This is a genomic window from Alkaliphilus peptidifermentans DSM 18978 (assembly GCF_900101495.1).
Taxonomy (GTDB): Bacteria; Bacillota; Clostridia; order Peptostreptococcales; family Natronincolaceae; genus Alkaliphilus_C; species Alkaliphilus_C peptidifermentans.
Map to the genome: position 1 here is coordinate 41,482 of NZ_FMUS01000029.1, position 26,074 is coordinate 67,555.

A 26,074-nucleotide genomic window follows, 5' to 3' on the forward strand; every position below is an offset into this window, starting at 1 on the left:
GGAGGGGTTTGAAATGAATAAAACGATTGAAACATTACTAAGTAGAACGTCCCTTAGAAAGTATGCTTCAAAGCCTATTAACCAAGAGCATCTTGATATAATTATTCAGGCAGCAATGAGGGCACCTACTGCTGGAAACATGATGCCCTATTCTATCATTGTTATTAGAGATCAAGAAAAAAAGGAAAGCTTAAGCCATACTTGTGATGAACAACCATTTATTGCTAAATCTCCAGTGGTGCTTATTTTTATAGCAGATTATCAAAAATGGGTCGATTATTATAGAATAAATAATGTTGAGACATTTTGCTTAGAAAACAAAAGCGATTTCAATAGACCTTCAGAGGCCAGTTTATTTCTAGCAACTCAAGATGCCTTAATAGCAGCCCAAAATGCTGTTATAGCCGCTGAATCATTAGGTATTGGCACATGCTACATTGGGGATATTATGGAGCACTATGAAAAACATAAAGAGCTGCTAAATCTACCGGAGTTTGCTTTCCCTGTCGGAATGTTATGCTTAGGTTATTATCCAGAGGGATATCAGCAGGTTCCAAAGAAACGCTTTGATAAAGAATACATTGTATTTAATGAAGAATATAAAAGGCTTGATGATGAGGATATTAAGTCAATGTTTAAACATTTAGAGGGCAGATTTACATATGAAAATAAATTCAATGCTAAAAACTTCGCCCAAATGCATTATTCTTATAAAACCAATGCAGATTTTTCAAAGGAAATGGCACGATCAATAGGAGAAGCTCTAAAAATCTGGAATGGTAAAAAAATTTAGCTTAGCAGTAAAGGCCATTTTAAAGAGAAATCTTTTGAAATGGCCTTTATCTAATAGTTTACTCTGACTAACCAAAACTTAACTCCCTTATCACTCCAGCCTAAATCCCAAGGTACTCGGTAACGATCTGAATTATGGGAATTTACCAAAATATAACCCTTGGAATCAATTCCTGATACTAGAGAAACATGAGTGACCTTTCCTTTCACTTCATAGGCTATATAATCCCCTGGTAAAAGTTTGTAGGAGCTTTCTAATACCTTATCATAGGTGCCATGAGCGATAGAAGAGGCCCTACCACTATCAAGCATATAACTGTTAAAGGCACTTGCATTAATCCATGTTTTGCTTCCAGCTCCTCTTTCGTAATTCCAAGTTCGATTTTTTTTAAAGCCTCCGCCCTCATATAGTACTTGGGAAACGAAGTTTGCACAGTCACCACCCAGATAGTTATAATCTCTATATTTTGAATTGTATTTAAAGCCATACTCAGGAAGGCTGGCAGCACCACAATATTCATCAGCATATTCTATTGCCTTTAATCTTTTTTCACTTATGTTTGAGAGATCCTTAGCTTCACCTGTTAAAATGATATTCTGTAATTCTTTACTTTTTAGTTCATCTAGATGTAAAGAGTCAGCAAATGGGTCGGTATACCATTCTCGAGTAATAAACCATTTTTCTTCATGGGGCATTAAGTCTAATGAATGATATGACCCGATTCTAAAGGAATTAACTTTTTGAGGAGAATCTATATAAAAATATTTATATTCTGTAGATACCATTACATTTAAGGCATATCCATCCCCTTTATTCTTAACATTTCTCAAGACAATATCTGAATCAATCCTTGTAAATTCAATACCCTGTTTATCTGACCAATTGTGAAGATATTTCATTTTTTTCAGCTCATGCTCATATGCCCATACGCCACTCTTAACTTCTGTATCAAATATTCCTTTTAGAAATTCCGCATTACCTTCCATAATATGGCTATTTCTCAATTCGAATACTTCTTCTAATTTTGATGAGATTTTTAGATTTAGGGTATCATCGTAAAAAGTGGTATTAGTTCTTTCATTCCATATAAAAAATCCCAAAATAATAGCAATTATTAAGGATAAAATTATTAAAAATGCAATTAACTTTTTAATATCTATGAAAATGATCATTTATTCCCCTCCCAAATATACTCATAGGATTATATGAGTAAAAATATATCTCTATACTATTGTTTTTTAAAAAAACACCAACATTTTAATTATAAAAATCTTTAGGAGTAAATACATATGTAATAGTCCACTTAATCTAATAACAAAAGAAAAATTGCTGCTATCTATATATAGTCTTAATTATAGCCTTCTATGTATTTATATCATTAAATCAATTTCTTTCAAGGTAAAAATGATTAGATTAGGTTTAGAAAAGAAAAGATAATATTATGTTAGAATAGGGTATGAATAAAGCAGATGAAATTATGTAAATATTACATAGCAAAAATATTTATAGGAAGGGAGATTATTATGTCGAAATTATTTTCAGAATTAACTGTAAAGGATATGACTCTAAAAAATAGAATCGTTATGGCACCTATGTGTATGTATAGTGCTGATTCTTATGGTTACTCAACAGATTGGCATTATGCCCATTATCATACTCGGGCTATAGGAGGAACTGGTTTAATCCTGCAGGAAGCCACAGCAGTTGAAGGTAGGGGACGGATTTCAGATGCAGATTTAGGAATATGGGATGATTCACATATTGAAGGATTAAAAAGAATTGTACAAGGCTGTCAAGCTGAAGGGGCAAAGGTCGGTATTCAATTGGCCCATGCAGGAAGAAAATGTACTGTTGCAACAGAAACTATAATTGCTCCTAGCCCATTACCCTTTGACGATAATTCAAGAGTGCCTATGGAAATGAATGTGAATGACATTGAAAGCGTGAAAAATGCTTTTAAGAGTGGAGCAATCAGAGCGAGGGAAGTTGGATACGATATCATAGAAATTCATGCAGCCCACGGCTATCTTATAAATGAATTTCTGTCTCCATTAACAAACAAGAGAAGTGATAAATATGGTGGAAGCTTAGTTAATAGAACTCGCTTTCTAAAAGAAATAGTTCATGAGGTTAGATCCGTATGGCCAATTGAAAAGCCCTTAATTATTAGGGTTTCTGCCGAAGACTATCATCCTGAAGGTAATCATCCAAAGGATATAGCAAAGATTTTGAATATGGTTAAAGACTTAGGAGTCGATTTAATAAATGTAAGCTCAGGTGCAGTGGTACCTGCAAAAATAAAAGTGTATCCAGGTTATCAAATTAAGCATGCAGAAATAATTAAGACTGAAACCTCGTTGCCAGTGATTGGCGGTGGATTAATTACTAGCTCGGAAATGGCTGAAGAGCTGGTTCAAAATAAGAGGGTGGATCTTCTTTACTTAGGAAGAGAGCTTCTACGAAATCCCTATTGGCCTCTACAAGCAGCTGGAGAATTAAAGCATGAAGTAGAATGGCCAGTACAATATGAAAGAAGTAAAGTATAGAAATATCGTAAAAACCCATCTTTTCGTTGTTGATAGAGTTGAATCCGTACTTATCACATAACAGAGGTGGGTTTTTATTTTATTTTTATTTACCTTTTACTTGTTTATATAGAGTTTCAGTTTCAATGGAGGGTGATGACTCATACTGATTCATTAAAATATTAGTAAGCTGCTTATAAATGGATATAGCATGTTGTTTTTCTCCACTTTTCCATAAAAGCTCCATTGTTATTCTACAGATATCCTCGTTTATTGGATCTATTGTCAAATATTTATGACAGATCTCTAAGGCAGCAAAAGAATTTGAATGTCTTAAATGATAGTTAATCATCTTAGTATTGATTTTAAGATATAGCTGACGAAGTCTCATTCGCAGATTAAAAAACCAATCATCATATATATTTTCTATCAATAGGTCATCTCTATAGAGGCTAGATGCATACTCAAACAATTCTATAGCCCTTACACTATTACAAGAATCCTCAGGTAATATATCAAGTGCAATATCAGTGAATAATTGATAGTCGGTGTATATAGTAATCTCATTGCTAATACTGATCATGCCACGCCTAAGATTTATAATATTTTTAGTGCATCCAGCATAGCGTAGTGCTTTGCGAATATGGCATAAAGCCATACGGATATTGGAGTCTCCAGATTTTAAATCTGATTCAGGCCACAAAGCCTCAATAACCTGATCCTTAATATGTGATTTTCTAAAAATAGTTAAGTATTTAAATAAATTCTGTGATTTCTTGGTTTTCCACTGGTTTGGAGGAATTTCCACTCCATTGACAAATACATTAAAGGTACCTAAACAGCATATGTGAATAATAGTTGTATCATTTTTCATTGCGATGTTCTGAATTAAGCTTTTAATGGAATTTTTAAAATCTACATCGTTAGTCAAAAGCATAGCAACTGCCTCTTTACATATATCCTGTGGAAACCAGCATTTGAGCATATGAATAACCCAATTAGGATGCATATTTTTAACTAGTGCTCTGCGACAGAGTACATAGATAGTTTCGGGATGCCAATACCAAAAGTATTGCCAATTACCTTCGTCATATAGATCTAGTGCTTTAGATAAATACGAATCAGCCAGGTAAGAATTACCCTTTAATAGATAAATTCTTGCTAAGAGAAAGTAAACCCCGGTTTTAGTATTGCAAGAGTTATCTCTACCACTACTTTTAATTAACTCATCTACCAATTGAATGGCTAATTCCAGATGTTCCGATTCCATAGCAATAATAGCAGTGATTGATATAGAATAGCTTTTCAAGCTATCTGGTAGATCTTTGACTAATGCAAGTGCATTTAATGCTTCTTGTAGTAGAAGCGCTGCTTCCTCACCTAATTTTATCCTTAAAAGAATATGATCTAATTTTGAACGTATCATACACTCCATATCCCCATTTTTAACAGCATAGCCTACTGCAGAAGATAACGAATCGAGAGCTTTTTGAGGGTTAGAATGCAAGGTACATGCTCCTTTGAAATATAGAAGCCAATGGTCATCATTGAAATAAGTCTCAGGTAGATAAGATATCCATGAATTGAGGGAGTCTAAACGTCCATGCTGAAGATAATACTTATCACCATATTGCTTTATTATTTTTATGAGCTGAGGCCAATCAGAAGATGCAACCAACTGAGCATTTCCTCTTTCAATATCTCCCTTTGAAATCAGATAAGATGCAGCACGTTTTCTTATGCTTTGGATTTCATCTTCAGTTCTAAGTTGATGAACCTTTGGATTAAGACACTCTGACATTAAGTGATGAAGTCGCCATGTAGTTGCTTCACCTTCTATTTTTATTAATAACCCTAAGGAATGAAGAGTATTAATCATCACGTCACTATTTTTACATTGTAATGCTATACTACATAATTCTGGCTCTAAATACGGTAATAAAGTAGAATCATGGATGAAGTTTCTTATTTCATTTGGCAAGTATTCTAACAATTCTTTACTTAGATATGTATTAAGGTCAGAGCTCACATTTTTTAGAGCATCTATAGTTTTTACAATACTATAGTCTGATTTTAGAAGAAGTAATCCCATAAGTCGAAGGCTAATAGCCCAGCCTTCAGTATAAAAATCTATTAACAATAGATCTTTTTTATTTATAAGCAATCCTAAGCTTCTTAAAAATTCCCATGATTCTTCAATAGAAAACAAAAGCTGAGCTGCATTAATTTCTAGAACATCACCAGATATTTTACGTCGATATAGGTTTAGATTTGGAGCAGTTCTACTAATTATTACAAGATGTATTTGTTTTGGTACCCAACGAATAAAATAATCTATTATACTACAAACAGTAGTATTGGTATCTATTAAATGAAAGTCATCCAAAACTATAACCATTTCTTCATCAGTTGCTATTTCTTCAATAATCATGGATATAATAATATGCCAATCCTTATTAATATCTTCAATACTTCTAAGGGTTAGTAGACTCTTACCACCAAAATCTGACCGAATTCTCTTAATCGAATGTATTAAATGAAAAAGTAAGAATGATGGTTCTGAATCATGAATATCTAAGCTCAGCCATGCAGTTACTGGCCAATTATTTTTATCTATTATGGAGGATACCCAGATACTTTTACCGTAGCCTGCTGGAGCTGTAATAGTGGTAATAGGATGAGAAAGTATAGATAAGCTAAGCTTATTTAAGCCAGGTCGATCAATTGAATTTTTTATTACTGGAGGAACCAGCTGTGTTGAAATTAGTGGAATCAGTGACAATTTAAACACTCCCCAATAAAAATAAGTATAAAATATAGTAATTTTACAAAAATTTTACATTATTATAATAGAATTATTATATCACAAAATTATAGTGTAGTTTGAATTTTCAAACAATATATTCCCAAAAACTGAAGAAATAGTAATTATAAATGGCAACAAGAAAGATATTTATTATTATGACACGAGGCTATAAGCTAATACTGAAAATAGATGTTGATAGTGACAATGTTACATTTATTAACCCTTAATATTGAGTAATAATAAGGGTCTAAAAAATAAGTTTAAAAAATATATTTAATAAGATATCAAAAAAGGGGGTAAAAAAAATGGAAAATGAAAAGAAGGATATTAAAGAAGTAGTTGAAATTAAAAAATCTTCATTAGGAATGGATGAAAATGTTGCAGCACTTCTAAGCTACTTACTTGGATTTATTACTGGCATTATTTTTTATGTATTAGAAAAGGATAGTCGCTATGTTAAATTCCATGCAATGCAATCTATTCTCGTTTCTGTAGCTTTAATGGTATTATCATTTGTGTTAGGATTCATTCCAATAATTGGCTGGATAATTTCGCTGCTTATATCACCTTTAACACTAGTATTATGGATTATTTTACTAGTAAAGGCATATAAAGGAGCATGGTTTAAATTGCCAATAATTGGCGATATTGCTGAAAAACAGCTTAAGGATATGTAGTTTATTTCAATAGTATTTGGGGGTTAATAAGTAAACATTGATAAAAAAAGCATCTATATAAAACTAGATGCTTTTTAATTGGATTACTTTTGTGAAAGTAGTTCATCTCTTTGTGGCTTAGGTAATTTTTTAACTACTATTTCATAGGAATGCTTAATCATCCATTGAATTTCATCCTCTGGTAAAGAACCATCTATTATAATTGTATTCCAATGAGTTTTGTTTAAATGATATCCTGCAGTGATGGAAGCATGTGCTTCCCTTAATGAATGGGATAATACGGGATCACATTTTAATGAGATATTAAGGCAATTTCCTTTCTCTGTTATGAGTGCAAACATTTTTGATTTCACCTTGACAACCAGTACATCTTCCCCAAAGGGATAATCCTCATATGTATCCTTCATTGAAAGACAGTAATTTTTAAGCATATTTATATCCATTTAATCAATCCTCCTAAAAATGAGTATAACATAAACCTTTACTGATATTAAAGGATTTTAGACATAAATAAAAGCACAAAAAAAAGATGGCCTTGAGGCCATCCCGGGTTTTAATTCTTCTACTGAGTATTATTAATGAGTCAGGTTACCAGATTGAATCCTAGTTATAGCTGATTTTATTTGTGGCAACAAGCTAATGATGATACAAATTAAAGTATCTGTTCCAATAATGAGTCCATTTACGCTTAGGGAATAAAACAATACATTCATGCCATCCGGCGCATAGGAGCCAAAAAATATCACGCCTGAAAGAAAGCTCATAAAAAATCGACCAAAGCCTCCTATAAAACAAGATATACTTATATTTTTTCTATATAATCCCGCTAAGCCTAATGCTCCATAAGCCAATGGGTAATCAAGAAAAAATTGAGCCCAATGGATAATGTATGGGTCCTGTATCAATTTTAGTAAACCAAAGGCAAAGCCTGCAATAATTCCAGCTAATGGACCAAACATAACTGCGAATATGAACATTGGTAGCATACTGGCAGGAGTAATGCTTCCACCTTGAGGGAAACGATAAAGTCTAATATATGAAAGAATAAATGACAGTGCTATACATAAGCTTCCATATACAATTATACGAGTATCAAACTTTAGATTCTTTTTGTTTTTGCTTAAAATGAAAAAAACACCAGCGATAATAATAAGTAATGCTAAAATAGAAAGAGTAACAGGTTTTAAATCAAATAACTTATTAAACATTTAAACACTCCTTTTTGTTTTTTATTTACTACAAATAAAAAAACATGAAAAGGAATTCTTTTTCATGTTTGAAGTCAAGAATTCGCTTTCCTTCGCAGGTGTTAACCTACAGGTTCAAAGGGTTGGATGATTCCTCTCAGCACAAGGCGCCCCTAGCGATCATTTTTAGTTTTCTTATCTGTGCAATTGTATTATATCATATCATATTGTAGATGAGAAATACATCTTATATAATATATAAATATATTTATTCGGTTTTTTATATTTAGCTATACTTTTTTCTTGGAAAAGTTTATTATGTATAATAGAAGTAATACAAAGAATTGGAGACACTAATATGATACAAAAAAAGATAGATGATAAAATTTTTTATAAGATAATGGCATCAATAGCTTTACCTATAGCCTTACAAAATTTAATATCCTCCTCTTTAAATGCTGTTGATACTGTAATGATTGGAAAATTGGGAGCAGTAGAAATTGCAGCGGTTGGCCTCGCCAATCAGTTTTTCTTTGTTTTTGTACTAATATTATTTGGTATAAATAGTGGCGTTTCTATTTTTACTGCACAGTATTGGGGTAAGAAGGATATTGATAACATTCAAAGGGTGTTAGGGTTAGCCCTTATGCTAGGTATAGGCTTTAGCTTAACCTTTTTTCTTGCTGCATTTTTATTTCCTCAATGGATATTAAAGATATTTACCGAAGATCAAACGGTTATCCACTTGGGTAGCAGTTATTTGAGAATTGTATCAGTAAGCTATATTTTTACAGCCATAAGCTTTTCTTATTCATTTGCAATGAGAAGTACTGGAAACGCAAAGCTTACAATGGTAGTTAGTGCAATTTCTTTATTGGCTAATACTTTACTAAATTATATTCTGATTTTTGGGGCCGGAGCTATACCAGCAATGGGTATAAAAGGTGCTGCTATTGCTACACTAATATCAAGGACTTTGGAAACCCTTTTAATTGTTTCGTATGTTTACTCATACTATGATGTTTTGGCAGTAAGAAGCTTACGTATATTTAAAATATCCTCTAGCTTTTTTAAGCAGGTGATGAATACTACAACCCCTGTTATACTAAATGAAGCTTTCTGGGCTTTAGGAATGAGCATGTATTCAATTTCTTATGCAAGAATTAGTACTGAGGCTGTTGCTTCAGTTCAAATAGCCCTAACAATACAAGGGATATTTATAGTCATTGGTATGGGTTTAGGTAATGCCAGCGCTGTAATGATCGGAAATGTTATAGGAGCTAATGAAGAGGAACGGGCAATTAATTATGCTAAAAGGTTTTCAATACTTGGAACCGCAACAGGAGCAATAATTGGGTTAATTATGATGGTGGCAGCTCCACTTGTTTTAAATTTCTTTAATGTATCAGATGCAGTAAGCCATAATGCCATTAATATTTTAAGAGTCTTTGCTTTATTTATGGCCTTTAAGTTTTATAATATTATTTTAGTTATTGGTATTTTAAGAGGCGGTGGAGATACTCGGTTTTCATTGTTTTTAGAGTTATCAAGTGTATGGCTTTATGGAGTACCAATGGTATTCATTGGAGCCCACCTATGGAAACTACCTATATATCAGGTTGTGGCATTAGTATCCTGTGAGGAAATTATAAAGTCAGTAGTTGGGTTTGGAAGAGTGGCATCAAAAAAATGGGTAAAAAGAGTAATTGAATATAATTAATATAACAAGGTTAATAATCAAAGTTCACCCATGTACATAGCCTTGTTGACAGACTATTGCTAATATGATACCATTATTTCAGAAAAGTTACGGAAAAGGGAGTAGCTGCAGTTTATCTGCGTATAGAATCAACACACTGATCTTTTAAGATCTGGTTCTATTCACTTTAGAAGATGCTAAAGGAGCGAGACTTTTACGTTTAATAGGCTACCATATTTAGCTTATTAAACCTAGAAGTTTGGCTCTATTTTATTAGAAGGAGCAATTAACATGATACTCGAACTTATTAATGCATTTGGTTTTATATTTTTGGCAGAAATGGGAGATAAGACTCAAATCTTGGCGATGGCCTTTGCATCAAAATATTCCTATCGTAAGGTATTGCTAGGGGTTTTTTTAGGTTCTCTATTAAATCATGGACTGGCAATTGTCCTTGGGACTTATTTAACCCATTTAATTCCCTTTGAAACTATTCGATTTATTTCTGCAATGGCTTTTACTGTTTTTGGGATATGGTCACTAAAGTTAGACAATGAAGAAGATGATTTAGATAAGAGTAGATCCAAATATGGACCAGTAATGACAGTTGCTACAGCTTTTTTTATTGGGGAGTTGGGGGACAAAACCCAGTTAACAGCAATTACATTAGCTACAAGAGCCAGCTATCCACTAGTTGTACTAATAGGAACAGTTATGGGAATGATAGTAACAAGTGCTATGGGGGTTTGGGTTGGAAGCAAGCTGGGAAAAAGAATTCCAGAAGCGACAGTTAAGGTAATATCTTCATGTGTATTTATTGTTTTTGGTTTAATGGGCTTAAAGGAGTTTACACCTCATTATTTGATGCAAAATAATATAATAGCAGCTTTTTTAGTAACTCTTGCTGTCATCATATTATTTATGCTATCTAAGATAATTAACTCAAGCAACCTACAAAATACATCAATAAAAAGAGCAGCTGATAAATTATATTTAAATACACATAAAATTCAAAGCTCACTAGTAGGTATTTGCCTATGTGATAAGGGAAATATATCATGTATAGATAATTCATGTACTATTGGGAGGCTGAATGAGCTATTAAAGGAAGCTCAAGAAAAGGAAGAATTTATTATTGATGAAGAATGGAATATACCTCTTTGCAATAAAAAAGCTATTAATTATAACAGTCTTAAAGAAAGTCTTTTAATAACGATAGATACATGTATTGAATGTCCTTCACATAGTGATAATTGTGTAGGTAATCAAACTAGAAAAACACTAGAGACCTTGTACTTTGGAAAATCCATCGATTACAAAGGTGATAGACAAGTATATATAAATGATATCAAAAAGCTAGACCCTAATTTTTTTAAAACTCATTAATTACTTTTAATAATTACGTTAAATTATGGTAGAATAAAAGATGAAATGGGGGAAATGATTTTGTTAAGAGAAGCTAATGAAAAAGACTTAAAATTTCTATGCCAAATTGAAATACTTGCAACAGACATTTACTACTCTGCAGGCTTTTCTAAGGAAGAGGCCCTTCCAAGAACAAAAGAAAATCTGTTGGAGCTTCTGGGAGAAGCAACAGTAATAGTATATGAAGAGAATAATATAATATTGGGCTATGCCGCATGGAAAAAACATGAAGAGCATTGCCATCTAGAAGAAATTTCTGTAGATCCAAGATATCAAAAACGTGGTATAGGCTCATCTCTAATTAAAAACAATCCATTTAGAAATGAATGTAAAAAAACAACTTTGATTTGCTATAAGAATGCTCCTTGGGCCTATGGACTTTATTTGAAGCTTGGGTTTATGCCACTCCAGCAAATTCCTCAAGAACTGATTAGAATATGGCAGGAAGAGGCTGACAGGGGCCTAGACATGTCTAAGCGTATCTGTATGGCTATGTATTATTAAATTAGGTATCCTTAAGTAACAAGAGGGAGAGATTTACTTTATGAATAAAACAAAAGAAGAAACTCGGGTAGTTATTGGTATGTCGGGAGGAGTAGACTCCTCAGTGGCGGCTCTGCTATTAAAACAAGAGGGCTATGATGTAATAGGGATTTTTATGAAAAACTGGGATGAGACCGATGAATTTGGATATTGTACATCTGCTGAAGACTATGAAGATGTTCGACGGGTATGTCAGCAAATTGGAATACCATATTATTCAGTTAACTTTGAAAAAGAGTACTGGAATAAAGTATTTACATATTTTCTTGAAGAATATAAACGAGGACGGACACCTAATCCGGATGTAATGTGTAATAAGGAGATTAAATTTAAAGCATTTCTTGAACACGCCCTTAAATTAGGTGCAGACTATTTGGCTACAGGTCACTATGCAAGAGTGGATTTTATAGATGGAGAATATAAGCTGCTTAGGGGAATAGATGATAACAAAGATCAAACATATTTTCTAAATGCATTAAATCAATATCAGCTTTCAAAAGCTATGTTTCCAATAGGCAACCTGCCTAAATCTAGAGTAAGAGAAATTGCACTGGAAAATGACTTAGCTACAGCTAAAAAGAAAGATAGTACAGGCATATGCTTTATTGGAGAAAGAAACTTTAAGGAATTCTTAAGTAATTATTTACCTGCCCAGCCTGGAGAGATGCGAAGCTTAGCTGGCGAAGCTAAAGGAAAGCATGATGGATTAATGTATTATACAATTGGGCAGAGGAAAGGACTGGGAATTGGTGGAGCAGGGACAGGAGAGCCGTGGTTTGTTGCTGGTAAAGATCTAAAAAATAATATACTTTATGTAGTCCAGGGAGAAGATCACCCTGCCCTTTATTCAGAAGGACTGCTTGCAGCAGATGTAAACTGGATTAGTGGAAAAGCACCTGAACAACCTATAAAATGTACTGCAAAATTCCGATATCGTCAAAAGGACAAAGAAGTTACTGTTTTTACAACCTCAGATTCAAATGTAAAAGTAGTTTTTGATAACCCACAAAGCTCTGTTACACCAGGGCAAGCAGTTGTTTTTTATGATGGAGATATTTGTCTTGGTGGTGGAACTATAGATGAAGTGCTAAAAAAAGCATAAAGCATTATAAAATACAAGAACACGGTTAAACCTATAGTAAGCTTAATAAGTGATTTAATAAGTATTAAAATATAATATAAAAAAGAGAGGATTGATCAGATGTCTAATCAAAATCCAATTGTGACAATAACAATGGAGAATGGAAATCAAATGAAAGCTGAGTTATACCCAGAAGTTGCACCGAACACTGTGAATAATTTTATATCATTAATTAAAAAGGGATTTTATAATGGATTGATTTTTCATAGGGTTATACCTGGTTTTATGATTCAAGGTGGAGATCCACAAGGTATGGGAGTAGGTGGACCAGGATATGGTATAAAGGGTGAATTTGATGGAAATGGCTTTGATAACAATTTAAAGCATACAAAGGGAGTTCTTTCTATGGCTAGAGCGCAAAATCCTAATTCAGCTGGATCCCAATTCTTTATTATGGTGGCAAACTCACCTCATCTTGATGGCGATTACGCTGGATTTGGAAAGATAATTGAAGGAATTGAAGAAGCCGACCGTATTGTAGCGGTTGAAAGAGATTTTAGAGACAAACCAGTTGAAGATCAAAAAATACAAGAAATGTCAGTTGAAACCTTTGGTATAGAATACCCAGAGCCAGAAAAAATGTAAAGGCTGATTTTAAACACAGTTAAAAAAAGGGGAGAATTTTTATGGAAAAGGTTGTAGAACGCTTTTTAAAGTATGTTAAGCTTGATACAAAAGCAAACCCCCAGTCAGAAACATGTCCAAGTACCAATAACCAATACACATTTGGAGAGGGTCTCGTGGAGGAGTTAAAGGATATAGGATTAATTGATGCAGCAATAGACGAGAATGGTTATGTCATGGCAACACTACCAGCTAACACTGAAGAGCATAAACCAATTATTGGATTTATTGCCCATATGGACACCAGTCCAGATATGTCTGGTGAAAATGTTAAGCCACAGCTAATAGAGAATTATAACGGTGGAGATATACTATTAAATAAGGATCAAAATATTACATTATCTCCTTCAGATTTTCCCGATTTGTCCAACTATATAGGAGAAACTATTATTACTACAGATGGTACCACCTTATTAGGAGCAGATAATAAAGCTGGAATTGCAGAAATCATAACTGCTATTGAATTCCTAATACAAAACCCAGAGCTAAAACACGGTACTATAAAAATTGCTTTTACCCCCGATGAAGAAATTGGAAGAGGGGCAGATTTTTTCGATGTTAAAAAATTTGGAGCTCAGTATGGTTATACAGTCGATGGAGGCCCTATTGGTGAGCTTGAGTATGAAACCTTTAATGCTGCAGGCTGCAAAATTAAAGTTCAAGGAAGAAATGTACATCCAGGATCAGCTAAAAATAAAATGATAAACTCAATGCTGATAGCGATGGAGTTAAACGCTAGCCTTCCAGCCAATGAAAGGCCAGAATACACAGAAAACTATGAGGGTTTTTTCCATTTAGTAAGCATTAATGGTGATGTTGAAGAAACTTCCCTGGAATATATTATTAGGGACCACAGCAGAGAGCTTTTTGAAAAGAAAAAGAAAATTATTGAGGAAGCAGTAGCTTTTCTAAATCTGAAATATGGGGAAGGAACTATAGTATTACAACTAAAGGATCAATACTATAATATGAAGGAAAAAATTGTACCCTTTATGGAAATTGTAGATAAAGCTGGATTAGCAATGGAGGCGGTAGGAGTTACACCTCTTATTACACCAGTAAGGGGTGGTACAGATGGGGCTCGCTTATCCTATATGGGTTTGCCTTGTCCTAATATTTTCACCGGTGGTCATAACTTTCACGGAAAGTATGAATACATACCTGTTAACTCTATGAAAAAGGCAGTTGAGGTTATAGTAAAAATTGCAACAGAATAATTAGATAATAAACAAGGTCAGGATTTTTATCCTGGCTTTTTTTTGTTATTTTATTGCTGTTATAGTCAGTAACCATTTAATAGAAAAAGAATAATATATTATTACCCTTGCTACACACTTAAGTAAGATGAAGGAGGAAAAAAATATGTATCATATGGATCCCTATTATCATCAGCATATGATGGCTGTTTACCATGGCATTTATCCCATACCCTTTATGCCAGTCTGTGTAAAAATGGCCCATGCATATGTGCCTTATCAGCAATACCCTATTGCATACCCAACAACAGCAGAAGCCTTGGAAAAAGGAACATATTTTCCAGAGTTGTATCAACCCTATGTACCAAAGGCTAAAAAGATGGGAGGGGAAGAATAATGCATGAAAGAGCTGCATTGTTACATCAGATTCAGCAAGCAGAATTTGCTGCCCTAGAGCTACAACTTTATCTTGATACCCACATGTATGACCAAAAAGCACTAATGGAATTTAATCACTATTCTAAGGTGCTATCAACTTTAAAGCAGGAATTTGAAATGAAATATGGGCCCTTACTAAGCTTCGGCTTTTCCCCCAGCCAGTATCCATGGCGATGGCTTGAGAGTCCATGGCCTTGGGAAGAACAGTATTAATCTATAAGGAGGAAATAGAATGTGGATTTATGAAAAAAAGCTACAATATCCCGTTAGAATTGATAAATGTGATCTGCGGATGGCAAGATATTTATTCACTCAATATGGAGGCCCAGACGGAGAATTGTCAGCAGCCATTAGATACTTAAATCAACGATATACGATTCCTACCAATGAAGCAAAGGCATTATTAACTGATATTGGTACAGAAGAACTAGCCCATGTAGAAATGATTGCAACAATGATATACCAATTAACTAAAGACGCCACAGTAGAGCAGCTGGAGGCAGCAAATATGGGTTCATTCTACGCTATTAGAGACGGCGCCTTATTCCCAGCAGATGCAAATGGAGTACCATGGACGGCAGCATATATTCAAGCCCATGCTGACCCAATTACGGACCTACATGAAGATATGGCTGCAGAGCAGAAGGCTAGAGCAGTTTATGAGCACTTATTAAATTTAACAGATGACCCTGGTATGAAGGATGCATTAAGTTTTCTAAGGGAGAGGGAGGTTGTTCATTTCCAAAGATTCGGAGAGGCATTAAGGATTGTACAGGAATATCAGCAGCAGAAGAAGATCTATTAGCCCATGTAGAAGTGATATAGATTAATAAAGGATGAGAATTGCCTGTGGATCAACTGCAGGCTTTTTTTGTTGAGTTAGTTAAATCTAAATATCTATCGAGGGAACTGGAGTTATGGAAATTAATGCTATTAATGCTTAATTAGAAGTAGTTTAAAATTGCAGCATTGTCGAAAATGCACGAACGATAGTTGCAGGATATTATTAATACTTACAGAAAATCGTTAAATAATATGTAAAGATTATTTTATCAAATATAAGTCATATATACGACACTGCGTCATATATAACACCTTTGTGTACATATATAAGACAGTCGTAAATACAATAATTCCAGGAGGTATATAGGGTGAAAAAAATTATAATGATCCTATTAGTAATGCTTGTAGCATTTGGAGTCTCTGCATGTAATGATACCACTATACAAAAAGAAATTGATAGTATAACAAATGGCAATGAGATTTCTATTGATACAGAAGAAACAACTGATGGCACAAACTATGATAAAGTAAGTGCATATATGGAAGAAGAATGTAGAAAAGCTTTTTCTCCATACTATGAGTTGTTAGATTTTCAAATATCAAATTATCAGGAAGAAGTTGTGAATGGAAATGTTCAAGCTATTTTTTTATATAAGCTGACAGTTAAAAATTATGATAAAGACCCGGATACAGTCGGATATATTAAAGAGGCGAAGGAACGTGGAAATAAAAACTATCAACAAATGTATGATGAATATTTACAACCAAGAGAAATGAATTTTGATTTAAAGACTATTATTGGGGATAATGATTTAATTACTTTATATTCTAATATTTCTCCCAAAGGAATTGAGTGGGAAGAAACAAAAATGACTGATTTTATTATAAAATAGAGGTAAGTATCAATAGTAGTTGTGACACATTGTCTTATTTCGCGACTAGCGGTTTCGTTCAACACTGTATTTACGTCATGTGCTGGAAGCACGTTTTTAGGGAAAGGTCAGCGCACCACATCCCTTCGCCGGGAGCAGAGCTCCGCCAAGACGGTCTATCTTTATGGTCCGGCTCAGGCACGTCGCCAACACGCAGACGTTATAAGCAATAATACAATCGAGTAAGATGTTGTAATTATGAAGAGAAAGAAGTTGATATACTTGAACTTGAGAAGAGCAAAACCAAATGAATCAGATGTTTTAAATTTCATAGCATTTGAGTCTGAATCGATTTGGGGTGAAGATGAAAGCTATATGGACTTATTCAGTCAAGAGTATAAAGTGACAAAAAATATGATTGAAAATGATTATGTATATGTCATGGAAGATGATAAAGGTATAATTGGTTTTTTTGCTATTTTAAAAAAGGATAATGAAACATCAGAATTAGAATTATTTTATATTAAAAAATCATTCATAGGTAAAGGATATGGAACTTTATTATGGACAAATATGATTAGTATATGCAAAGAAAAAGGAATAAGAAAAATTGGACTTGTCGGTAGTAGTGACGTAGCAAATTTTTATAAAAAATTAGGTGCCAAAGAAATAGGAGAAATGAAATCTTTATTAAAAGTCGGAAGAATAGTCTCAAAGTTTGAATATAAAATAGTATAGAAGCAATATCATATTGTATTATAGCGTATAACACATAGATTCCCAACATGCCCTTTGTAGAGTATGTAATAATCTAGTGATAATAGAAGGACAAAATGAAAAGAAAAGAGTGAAAGTATAATTATTTGAGTAAAAGAGAGGAGAAGTAAAAATGAATAGATTAAATATAATAACACTAGGGACAAAGGATATCGTTAAGTCACATGAGTTTTTTAAAAAGTTAGGATTTGATACTTCTGTTAGAGGAAAAGACTCAAATCCTGATATTATTTTCTTCAGAAATGAGGGGTCTAGAATTGCCCTATATCCAATAGAAGAATTAGTTAAAGATATAGATAAAGATAATCCACCTAAAATTGGTTGTGACTTTCCAGGCATAACGTTAGCTTATAATGCGAAGTCAAATGAAGAAGTTGATGAAATTTTAAATAAAGCTGAGTCAGCAGGTGCCATAATTGCAAAAGAACCACAAAAAACTGATTGGGGTGGTTACGGCGGTTATTTTACAGATCTTGATGGCTATTATTGGGAAATAGCTTATGGAGAGTTTTGGGAATTTGATGAATCAAATATGTTAGTAATCGAGGATGAAAAATAATAGTGCTACCGAGACCATTACATAACAATGCATTTGCATAAAGGTACTGGAAGCACGTTTTGGGGGCAGGTTCAGCACCACACCTTCTCACCGGGAGCGAAGCTCCACCAAGGCGGTCTATCTTTCGGGTCCGGCTCAGGGACGTCGTAAACACAGAAGCGTTATACGCCATCTATTTTAAATGAAAGCTTTATAAGAGGGGGGAGATTAAAAATGAGACCAGATGAATGCTGCACAGTGGAGAAATGTGATATTTTTGAATTTATGACTAAACATGTAGGAATGACAATTCTTCATCCAGGGGGATTCCATGCAACTAGGAGATTAATCGAAAAATGTCATATTGATAAAAATACATATGTGGTAGACATAGCGTGTGGTAAAGGGACAACTTCAATTTATCTCGCAGAGAATTATGGTTGTAAGGTAGTAGGCATTGATATTTCAGAAGAATTAATTCTGGATGCTAAAACTCTTGCTAAAAGAAAAGGGGTAGAACACTTAGTTAATTTTTATGTGGGAGATGCACTAGATTTGCCCTTTTCTGACAACACATTTGATGTGGCTATTTCACAAGCCATGTTAGTATTAGTAAACGACAAGAAAAAAAGTATTGAGGAATCAGTACGTGTAGTCAAGTCAAATGGATACATTGGTTGGCTTGAATTAAGCTGGAAAAAAGAACCTGACAGTCAGTTTCTTAGAGATATATCTGATGTTATATGTGCATATTGCATGACAAATGTTGAAACTTTTTCTGGTTGGGAAGAGCTATTTAAGGACTCTAGAGTGAAAGAATTACAAACAGAAAAATTTGACATGCAATTTTCTGCTATGGACAAAATGTTTAAAGAAGAAGGATTTGCTAACACAATTAGAATTATGATGAAGTATCTATTCAATTCAGATATAAGAAAAAGAATGATACAGTTAGAAAAATTCTTTAAAGAGCATCAAGATGTTTGTGGATATGGTATTTTTACAGCAAAAAAAGATGTCGACGGCGTATAACATTTAGCGGTGTATCAGAAGTTGAGCAAAAAAAATTCCCGCTTAAATGAGAACTCAGAGCTAAATTTCTGATACACCTTGTTGAACGAAGCCGCCTGCTACAAACACAACTTAAGTTGGGAGGTACTTATGTATAAAAACAAAATATTTGTACTTGTTATTTTAATTTTATTCGTAGGTTGCTTTTACTTTATCAGTAGTATTAAGACAGCACAATATGAACATAGTATTGAAATCCTTGAAAACCAAATTGAGGAGTTAGAAGAGGAGAGTAGAGCTATAAAAGAGCACTATAAAACTGAGTACGAACTACGTAACTTATTAGATATTAAATCAAGAAAAATCTATAAAGCAATAGAAAAAAAAGACTTAATTACTTTAGAAGCAGAGATATCAGAAAAAACTCAAATTTTTTCTGATAAAGTAATATTTAGAGAAGATAATAAAGATATTATATATGATTTTCAAAACAGTGAATTGTCATCTGCACTAAGACAGAGATATTATGAACTTTCAGCAGATAAAAGTACTTTTATAACTGGATATGAGATGTTATTTCCAAATGCTGAGTCTATACCAGTGATTATTATGACATATATATATGAAAATGGAGACTGGAAGCTAAGCAGTATAGTATTTGAATAAAATATTTCAGAAAAACAGTATAATGGGAGAGAGTGTAAATAAATCTTCTCAGAATCTAGAAAATATGAAGGGACGGGGGAATTATCTCCAATACAGTTGGAGACTTCCTGTTTATAAAAATTAATTCACTATTAAGTAAGAATTTGATTTTTCTAGAAATATAGAGCTAATAAGACATAATGAAATGCCTAACAGCTTGGAAACTATTGTATAATTATGGTATTTAGTATATAATTAGATCAAGGTTAACTATTAGACCTTATCTCTTAAATATCAGTTTTAAAATACATGGAGAACCCATTGAACTGGATGATATAAACAGGTATGGATGCGTTAGAGACTGTTTTGCAGTTATTAAAAGAAGGAAGCTTTTGATGAATAATTATGAAAGGGGGTATTTAATTGGGTTGGTGGCATCATATAAACCATCACAGATTAAGGCAGTTTGAAGATAAAAATTTATCAAATCAGGAGTATGAAGAAGTAAAAAACAGAATGAATCCCACTCATACTACAAAACTAAGTGTAATAATGATATTAAAAGGAATATTTTTCGCTATCACCTTTACAGCTTTAGAGTATGTTTTAAAAAATCCTGAAATCACAGGATTCTTAAGGATTGCGTTACGGGTTGGATTCTTAGGTTCTCTTGTGGGAGTATTATTTGTCCCGTATGGGTTTTATAATTTAATAAAAAGTTTTAAGTTAAATTAATAATTTATATTAATACACGTAATCTTTTCTTTGGGACATAGAATAATTTTCAAAGAAAGGCTCATTTATTGGTTTAGAAATGAGCCTTATTGTATTCACTTCTTATATTTACTAAGTCTTTATAAAGCTCTGGTCGTCTAGATTGTAAGTAAAAACGGTCTTTCATTGTTTTTGCTTTTTTCGTGCGAACTCTATTAACTTTTTCATTGCTTAAATCAACATATAAAATACTTTCTTGACCATTAAAGTCTTCTGCAATTACATTTCCTTTTGGATCGATTACTAGAGCACCACCACCAAAACACTGACCTTTTCCATTTTCACCTATTAAGTTGCATGCAGCTATATAAACTTTATTATCATATGCTCTAGCTACTAAATACTTTAGCCAAATTTCCCTTCGGTCTCCTATAATGTTAGGAGAGGCATGGGGTGCGAAAATTATTTCTGCACCATTTAAAGACATGATTGTTGATATTTCTGGAAAATGAAGTTCCCAGCAAATTTGAACACCTATTTTAGCAGTTGCTGTTTGAAAAACAGGCAAAGAATTACCATGACTAAAATATGCTTTTTCACTTTCACCTAAATGTGTTTTTCTATAAAATGCAGTCTCTTTTTTTGGCATAATCACTAACTGGGTAATATAAGGTTTTTTATTGTTCTCAGCACCTTCAGTCATCCCTACAAGTATACAAATACCATACTCTTCTGACATGACTTTTAGTTCGTCTGCTATTTCTGATATTGGCTCAGCACCTTCAAGATAAAGACTTTTACTGTATCCATGTACAGCAGTTTCAGGAAAACATATGATATGGCAGCCATTATTACTTGCTTGCTTAATATATTCTTTTATTTTTGCTAGATTTCTTTGTTTATTGTTTATAATCGCTTGCATTTGCACAAGAGCTATTTTTGTTGGTTGCATCATCTGACACTCCCTTCTTTTTAGGCATAATCAATAAAAGTCATTTAAGTATACGATTTTCATAACAATGAATCATCATTATCGATTTTTTTCCGGTTCATAAGGATCTTCTTCATAATCAAATTCTAATGTTTTCATGGTTGCTTTGTTAGTGAAACACTTGTTTTTGTTAGTGCTACTATTTATGTTTTTTAATCTATCATAGTCATCTTCTTCATAGTTAAAATTCTTATTAAATAAGCCACTATTTTTACTGATGATAGTCAACTCCCTTCAAGAAATTTTTACTTATGTTAATTTAAAAGGATCAACAAAAATAACTCCCTAAAACTTAAGGGAATTATTCTTATAATATCATAAAAAAACATTTAATCAATTAGGTAATTGGTCAAAGATTTTCTATTCACCAATTCTTTTTTTCATAGTTTCTGTCATTTCCTGAAGTGTGGTTGAGAATCCTTCCATTTCTTTTATACCTATAGCAATTTCTTCCATGGTTTTTGTGTGTTCTTCTATAACTTTTCCGGTACTATTTACTCCAGACTCAATAGACTTCATTGACTCCTGAACACTTTTTAAAATGTTTTCAATTTTTCCAGCAGATTGAACACTAATAGTTGCTAGCTTTCTAACTTCTTCAGCAACCACTGCAAAACCTCTGCCATGTTCTCCCGCCCGTGCAGCTTCAATGGCAGCGTTTAAACCTAATAGGTTGGTTTGACCTGCAACATTTCTTATAAATCCCAGTATTTCATCAGTTTCTAAAACCTTCTCTTTAGAGGTTGCCGATGACTCTAATAAACTATTAAATGTACTAAATAAAAATTCTATTTGTGAGGAAACGTTTTCAAATTTATGTGATAGATGCTTAACCTTGTCATACATTTCATTTGATATACCATCTAGGTTTTTTGAGGAGTGAACTATTTGTTTTTTCTGAAATCCTATTTTAGACAAGGCATTGGTAACAATAAATAAAAGTTGAGCTGCTGCTTTTATACTTTCTTCTGGCACAACTCTAATTTTTTTCAAGGATGATATATATTCATCGGGATCTATCCCAATATCCTCAGCAATCTTTCTGAATTTTTCTTCATCGGGAGGTGAAGGCAGTACCTGTCCACCCAACATTGATCCAACTTGTACTCCGTCAATTATAATAGGTGCAGCGAAGTCCATTAATCCCGCATGACAGTAGTATATTGAAGGCTTTCCTGTTTTGGCGGCTTCTTTACCACCGTTAATATCACATTGATTGCATAGGGACAATCCCTTTTTAGTTTTTCTTGTCAATTCCATGCAGAAATCTGTAAAATTACTGGGTTCTGTGACGGGGCCTACTTCATCAACGGTAATACTGGCCATACCCATTGCTTCGGCAAAGGTATCTTGAAACTGCTGTAACAAATTTAAATCAATTACATCCTTAAGTTTTAATCTTTCTTGTCCCATATATTCCCTCCATTAAATAGAATTTTCTACATAATTCATTTATTTCGACAATATGTGTCAAAATCCTTTAAATAAGTGAAAATTTAGAATAATAAAGAAAGGAACAGTTCTATTACATTAGATAGGAAAAAATATTATAGTTACATTTATATTAAACCTTTTGTATAATAAAGGAGTCTAATAAAATGAAAGAATACTTATGGTGTAAATAAAAAATAAAAATACGAGTTTGAGGTGTACTGATGAGATTTCATAGGGTAATTTTACTGTTTGGTATATTTTTGTTATCATTAGGGTTTGTATTTACTATCTTTTATAGAAGTGGTTTAATTCTTGACTCAATAGGTATTCATGTTGATAATCCCATTTCGCGAAGGATTAATATCCCAGAGGATTTTTCTAAAGTAGATAGAAATAACAATGGGATTCCAGATCCTATTGATATTGTAATGGCAGCACGTAAAGAAGTTGAAAAAAAGACGAAATATATGAGTGGTTATTATGCAGGAGGTTACCCACCAAATGAGGAAGGGGTTTGTACAGATATAATTTGGAGAGGATTAATGGGTGCAAATATAAACTTAAAGGAACTGATGGACGAAGATATTAAAATGAATACAGGTGAGTATGCTAGGGTAAATGGTAAACCAGAGTCAAACATTGATTTTAGAAGAGTCCCAAATCAATATGTTTTCTTTGAGAGATTTACTCAATCATTGACTACTGAGCTAATTCCAAGAGATATAGAGAATTTAAAACAATGGCAACCTGGCGATATCGTTGTATTTTTAGAGGGATTTCATCATGTGGCAATCATTTCGGATAAACGAGCAAAGGATGGTACTCCATATATCATCCATAATAGCCCACCCTTTGCGGCAGAGGTTAAATTAAAATCCATCAAAACACCTATAGCGGGGCATTACAGATGGATTTACTAAGGTTGTTTTATAAAACTATTAGAAAAGATGAAAAATAGGATTGTATATTGTAAGACAGTCATTAAATATCAGTAGTAGCTCAAAAATAATTCCCTCAAGATAACTTTGAGGAAATTATTTTTTATATTAGGCTTGTTACAAAAGTGGGTATAAATGCTAATAATTCCACCACCAGGATTGAGATCCGTAGTTGTATTCAATACGACTATCAACATGAGTTGCGCTAGTCATATTATAAATCCCACTGAAGCCACAGGTTCGAGCTATATTATTTACTTGAGTTACCGTTCTATTGTTAACTCTTATATCTGATGCTATCCCATACATATGCTGGCTGTTGCTTGCACCGCCTACATTGCTATTATGGGTAATACTACGGAAACCGGAGTTTATAGTAACTGGATTATTTCCTGCTTTTCTACGTAGGGCCTCCAGCTTCCACATCATACGACGAACGTTCTCCTTTACTGTTGTAGCTCCAACCTTTCCACCTGAGAAGCTTCCATTACCCTTGCAATAAAATTCACCCCAGCTGAAGTGTCTAGTTGAACCATCAGAAGACTCTAGCCAGTCTAATTGACTATGGGTTTGAGGGCCCACAATACCATCTGCTGTTAACCCATAGGAAGCTTGAAAGCGTTTTACAGCTGCTTCCGTTTGCGCACCAAAAGATCCATCAACTCCAACATAAGTCTGCTGTGGACTATTGGCTGCCCATCCTGCAACACGTATTTGAAGTTCTCTTACATCTGACCCTGAATCACCACGTTTTAATGTTCTTGCCATTTCAATATCCTCCTTAATAATTTTTTATAAAACTTTAACCGGTTAAATGATTTATATTTATTAAGAAGGATTTTTCAGGTAAAATGTAAACCTATAGATGAAGAATTTTAGATTTAATTAGAATTTGATTAACAAGTAATTATAAATAAAACAAAAGCCGAAAGTGTTTTAAGCTTTTTCATTTGTACAAATTGTAGCTATAAAAATGAATAGGGAATAGCCTTCACTATTAAAAAATGATATTATTATAACTAAAAAGTTCAATGTTCTATACGTACAAGAGCTATTTTCAAACGAGGGAAGTAAGCGGGATGCATGGGAGTTATGGTTATTATAGAAGAGTATCCCTATATCTGGTAATCTATGTTTAAAGAGGAGGATTAATATGTTTAGTAGGCTTATAGATACTGAAATAGAATACATAAAAAAATTCACTGAAAACCATGAGAATAAGGATAGTATAAAATTCTTCGATGATAAATTACCCAACATGTATACTCACAACTTTACATTTATAAAAAACAGTGTTTGTGAAAATGATATAAAAAGGATTATTAATGAGGAGTTAGAAAATAGATGTAGTGGCAATAAAGATTTTTTGCGAATAGAGTTTAATGGTACTTTTTCAGAGGATTTTATTAAAGGCTTGCCTATCACTCCTGAAGTAAGTATATATGACTATATGTGGATTGAACCACAAATGGGTAATTATCTCTCAGTAAATGAGGGATGCATAGTTAAGAAGGCTATATCAGAGAAGGTTTTAAAGGATGGAATAGAAGTGGATATTTTAGCTAATCAATCAGGAATGGGTACTGAATTTGCAGCAAAGAGGATATTTAGAAAAGCAGAAGTATATACAAATCCTAATTCTGGTTTGAATTTTTATGTCTGCTATACTAGTAATATACCTATTGGAAACTGTGAGCTTATGGTTAATAATAAAGTTGCGAAAATTGAGGATTTTGATATATTAGAGGAATATCAACGGAAAGGGTATGGTACCACTGTAGTAAAACACCTGCTAAAAGAAGCAAAAGGTAATGGAGTTGAACATGTGTATCTTATTACTGATGGTGAAGATACTGCAAAGGAAATGTATAAAAAATGTGGCTTTAGAAAAGTAGGAGAAAAAACTGAGCTATTTTTTGACTTAATAAACCATTGTAAACTTTAAATGTTTTATTATAGATGCATAGAAGCATATAAAGAATTTACGCAAAAGGAATCCTATTATAGATAGGATTCCTGAGACTGTTGACAAAGTCCACCTGAAAAGGGTGGATTTTTTTTTATTCAAAAAGGATTTATCCAATCGATGTCGAATATGTATAATGAGGTGATGAATTATGCTTACTAAAGCTAAAGATAAGCAAACTTCTTATGAGTTTGTTATGCTCGAAGAGCTAGTTAAAGAAGACCATTTACTAAGAAAAATAGATAAATACATTGATTTTAGTTTTATCTATGACGAAGTCGAAGAATTGTATTGTCATGATAATGGACGTCCATCTGTTGATCCAGTAGTTCTTTTTAAAATGACTTTACT

The 26,074-nt window shown here is 33.1% G+C and carries 26 protein-coding genes, 3 pseudogenes and 1 riboswitch; of the genes and pseudogenes, 21 read left to right on the forward strand and 8 right to left on the reverse strand.

What is annotated here, in order from left to right; genetic code table 11:
• The first annotated feature begins 13 nt into the window (after positions 1 to 13).
• Positions 14 to 793 carry a nitroreductase family protein gene (locus BLP68_RS17545; RefSeq protein WP_091546411.1) on the forward strand — a complete coding sequence of 260 codons (780 nt, stop codon included), beginning with the start codon at positions 14 to 16 and terminating at the stop codon, positions 791 to 793.
• 50 nt (positions 794 to 843) lie between these two features.
• Here the strand turns inward: BLP68_RS17545 and BLP68_RS17550 are convergent, their stop codons facing one another.
• Positions 844 to 1,965: an amidase domain-containing protein gene (locus BLP68_RS17550; protein WP_091546414.1), complete on the reverse strand. Its 1,122-nt coding sequence runs from the start codon at positions 1,963 to 1,965 to the stop codon at positions 844 to 846.
• A 351-nt stretch (positions 1,966 to 2,316) separates the two neighbouring features.
• On the opposite strand from BLP68_RS17550, the gene namA reads away from it, so the two are divergent.
• Positions 2,317 to 3,339, forward strand: coding sequence for an NADPH dehydrogenase NamA (namA, locus tag BLP68_RS17555; protein ID WP_091546415.1), 1,023 nt, complete (start codon positions 2,317 to 2,319; stop codon positions 3,337 to 3,339).
• An 85-nt stretch (positions 3,340 to 3,424) separates the two neighbouring features.
• Here namA and BLP68_RS17560 read toward each other — a convergent pair whose 3' ends face one another.
• A complete protein-coding gene (locus BLP68_RS17560; RefSeq protein WP_091546419.1) occupies positions 3,425 to 6,100 on the reverse strand; it encodes a BTAD domain-containing putative transcriptional regulator in 2,676 nt (891 codons plus the stop codon).
• Between the two features lie 329 nt (positions 6,101 to 6,429).
• Between BLP68_RS17560 and BLP68_RS17565 the strand changes: the two genes are divergently transcribed.
• Positions 6,430 to 6,801: a DUF4870 domain-containing protein gene (locus tag BLP68_RS17565; RefSeq protein ID WP_091546422.1), complete on the forward strand. Its 372-nt coding sequence runs from the start codon at positions 6,430 to 6,432 to the stop codon at positions 6,799 to 6,801.
• A gap of 83 nt (positions 6,802 to 6,884) precedes the next feature.
• Here the strand turns inward: BLP68_RS17565 and BLP68_RS17570 are convergent, their stop codons facing one another.
• Entirely contained in the window at positions 6,885 to 7,244 is a 360-nt protein-coding gene (locus tag BLP68_RS17570) for an MmcQ/YjbR family DNA-binding protein (RefSeq protein ID WP_091546424.1), read from the reverse strand.
• Between the two features lie 132 nt (positions 7,245 to 7,376).
• The gene (thiT, locus tag BLP68_RS17575) at positions 7,377 to 8,009 is read right to left on the reverse strand and encodes an energy-coupled thiamine transporter ThiT (protein WP_091546428.1); all 633 of its coding nucleotides are present in this window, start codon (positions 8,007 to 8,009) and stop codon (positions 7,377 to 7,379) included.
• Positions 8,010 to 8,079: 70 nt separating this feature from the next.
• A riboswitch (TPP riboswitch) is annotated at positions 8,080 to 8,173 on the reverse strand.
• Positions 8,174 to 8,346: 173 nt separating this feature from the next.
• Here thiT and BLP68_RS17580 point away from each other — a divergent pair.
• From BLP68_RS17580 to BLP68_RS17650, 15 genes are all read left to right on the forward strand, one after another.
• Entirely contained in the window at positions 8,347 to 9,708 is a 1,362-nt protein-coding gene (locus tag BLP68_RS17580; protein ID WP_091546431.1) for an MATE family efflux transporter, read from the forward strand.
• A gap of 270 nt (positions 9,709 to 9,978) precedes the next feature.
• Entirely contained in the window at positions 9,979 to 11,073 is a 1,095-nt protein-coding gene (locus BLP68_RS17585; protein WP_091546432.1) for a TMEM165/GDT1 family protein, read from the forward strand.
• A 60-nt stretch (positions 11,074 to 11,133) separates the two neighbouring features.
• Positions 11,134 to 11,616 carry a GNAT family N-acetyltransferase gene (locus tag BLP68_RS17590; protein ID WP_176759093.1) on the forward strand — a complete coding sequence of 161 codons (483 nt, stop codon included), beginning with the start codon at positions 11,134 to 11,136 and terminating at the stop codon, positions 11,614 to 11,616.
• A gap of 40 nt (positions 11,617 to 11,656) precedes the next feature.
• Positions 11,657 to 12,757: a tRNA 2-thiouridine(34) synthase MnmA gene (mnmA, locus tag BLP68_RS17595; protein ID WP_091546437.1), complete on the forward strand. Its 1,101-nt coding sequence runs from the start codon at positions 11,657 to 11,659 to the stop codon at positions 12,755 to 12,757.
• Positions 12,758 to 12,856: 99 nt separating this feature from the next.
• Positions 12,857 to 13,381: a peptidylprolyl isomerase gene (locus BLP68_RS17600; RefSeq protein WP_091546439.1), complete on the forward strand. Its 525-nt coding sequence runs from the start codon at positions 12,857 to 12,859 to the stop codon at positions 13,379 to 13,381.
• Between the two features lie 41 nt (positions 13,382 to 13,422).
• A complete protein-coding gene (gene pepT, locus BLP68_RS17605) occupies positions 13,423 to 14,637 on the forward strand; it encodes a peptidase T (protein WP_091546442.1) in 1,215 nt (404 codons plus the stop codon).
• Positions 14,638 to 14,782: 145 nt separating this feature from the next.
• A complete protein-coding gene (locus BLP68_RS17610; protein WP_091546444.1) occupies positions 14,783 to 15,013 on the forward strand; it encodes a spore coat associated protein CotJA in 231 nt (76 codons plus the stop codon).
• On the forward strand, positions 15,013 to 15,267 hold the full coding sequence (locus BLP68_RS17615; RefSeq protein ID WP_091546447.1) for a spore coat protein CotJB: 255 nt from the start codon (positions 15,013 to 15,015) through the stop codon (positions 15,265 to 15,267). The genes BLP68_RS17610 and BLP68_RS17615 overlap by 1 nt, the downstream gene beginning before the upstream one ends.
• Positions 15,268 to 15,286: 19 nt before the next feature.
• Entirely contained in the window at positions 15,287 to 15,859 is a 573-nt protein-coding gene (locus tag BLP68_RS17620) for a manganese catalase family protein (protein WP_091546449.1), read from the forward strand.
• A 346-nt stretch (positions 15,860 to 16,205) separates the two neighbouring features.
• Positions 16,206 to 16,730 (forward strand): hypothetical protein, encoded by a 525-nt coding sequence (locus tag BLP68_RS17625; protein ID WP_091546453.1) that lies wholly within the window; start codon positions 16,206 to 16,208, stop codon positions 16,728 to 16,730.
• A gap of 237 nt (positions 16,731 to 16,967) precedes the next feature.
• A complete protein-coding gene (locus BLP68_RS17630; protein WP_091546455.1) occupies positions 16,968 to 17,447 on the forward strand; it encodes a GNAT family N-acetyltransferase in 480 nt (159 codons plus the stop codon).
• A 151-nt stretch (positions 17,448 to 17,598) separates the two neighbouring features.
• On the forward strand, positions 17,599 to 18,045 hold the full coding sequence (locus BLP68_RS17635; protein WP_091546458.1) for a VOC family protein: 447 nt from the start codon (positions 17,599 to 17,601) through the stop codon (positions 18,043 to 18,045).
• 213 nt (positions 18,046 to 18,258) lie between these two features.
• Positions 18,259 to 19,056, forward strand: coding sequence for a class I SAM-dependent methyltransferase (locus tag BLP68_RS17640; RefSeq protein WP_091546460.1), 798 nt, complete (start codon positions 18,259 to 18,261; stop codon positions 19,054 to 19,056).
• A 129-nt stretch (positions 19,057 to 19,185) separates the two neighbouring features.
• Entirely contained in the window at positions 19,186 to 19,701 is a 516-nt protein-coding gene (locus BLP68_RS17645; RefSeq protein ID WP_091546464.1) for a hypothetical protein, read from the forward strand.
• Between the two features lie 402 nt (positions 19,702 to 20,103).
• Positions 20,104 to 20,415 (forward strand): hypothetical protein, encoded by a 312-nt coding sequence (locus BLP68_RS17650; protein WP_091546467.1) that lies wholly within the window; start codon positions 20,104 to 20,106, stop codon positions 20,413 to 20,415.
• A gap of 73 nt (positions 20,416 to 20,488) precedes the next feature.
• Here the strand turns inward: BLP68_RS17650 and BLP68_RS17655 are convergent, their stop codons facing one another.
• The 3 genes and pseudogenes from BLP68_RS17655 to BLP68_RS22485 form a co-directional block, all read right to left on the reverse strand.
• Complete coding sequence (locus BLP68_RS17655) at positions 20,489 to 21,349, reverse strand: nitrilase-related carbon-nitrogen hydrolase (protein ID WP_330389223.1); 861 nt, start codon at positions 21,347 to 21,349, stop codon at positions 20,489 to 20,491.
• 396 nt (positions 21,350 to 21,745) lie between these two features.
• Positions 21,746 to 22,084, reverse strand: a pseudogene (locus tag BLP68_RS22480) (methyl-accepting chemotaxis protein); the annotation flags it as partial.
• Between the two features lie 216 nt (positions 22,085 to 22,300).
• Positions 22,301 to 22,798, reverse strand: a pseudogene (locus tag BLP68_RS22485) (PocR ligand-binding domain-containing protein); the annotation flags it as partial.
• Positions 22,799 to 23,040: 242 nt separating this feature from the next.
• Between BLP68_RS22485 and BLP68_RS17670 the strand changes: the two are divergent.
• On the forward strand, positions 23,041 to 23,739 hold the full coding sequence (locus tag BLP68_RS17670) for a DUF1287 domain-containing protein (RefSeq protein ID WP_091546477.1): 699 nt from the start codon (positions 23,041 to 23,043) through the stop codon (positions 23,737 to 23,739).
• A 156-nt stretch (positions 23,740 to 23,895) separates the two neighbouring features.
• Here the strand turns inward: BLP68_RS17670 and BLP68_RS17675 are convergent, their stop codons facing one another.
• Entirely contained in the window at positions 23,896 to 24,525 is a 630-nt protein-coding gene (locus BLP68_RS17675; RefSeq protein WP_091546479.1) for a D-Ala-D-Ala carboxypeptidase family metallohydrolase, read from the reverse strand.
• A gap of 385 nt (positions 24,526 to 24,910) precedes the next feature.
• Between BLP68_RS17675 and BLP68_RS17680 the strand changes: the two genes are divergently transcribed.
• Both BLP68_RS17680 and BLP68_RS17685 read left to right on the forward strand, forming a co-directional pair.
• Complete coding sequence (locus BLP68_RS17680; RefSeq protein WP_091546481.1) at positions 24,911 to 25,702, forward strand: GNAT family N-acetyltransferase; 792 nt, start codon at positions 24,911 to 24,913, stop codon at positions 25,700 to 25,702.
• Positions 25,703 to 25,874: 172 nt separating this feature from the next.
• A pseudogene (locus BLP68_RS17685) lies at positions 25,875 to 26,074 on the forward strand (IS5/IS1182 family transposase); the annotation flags it as partial.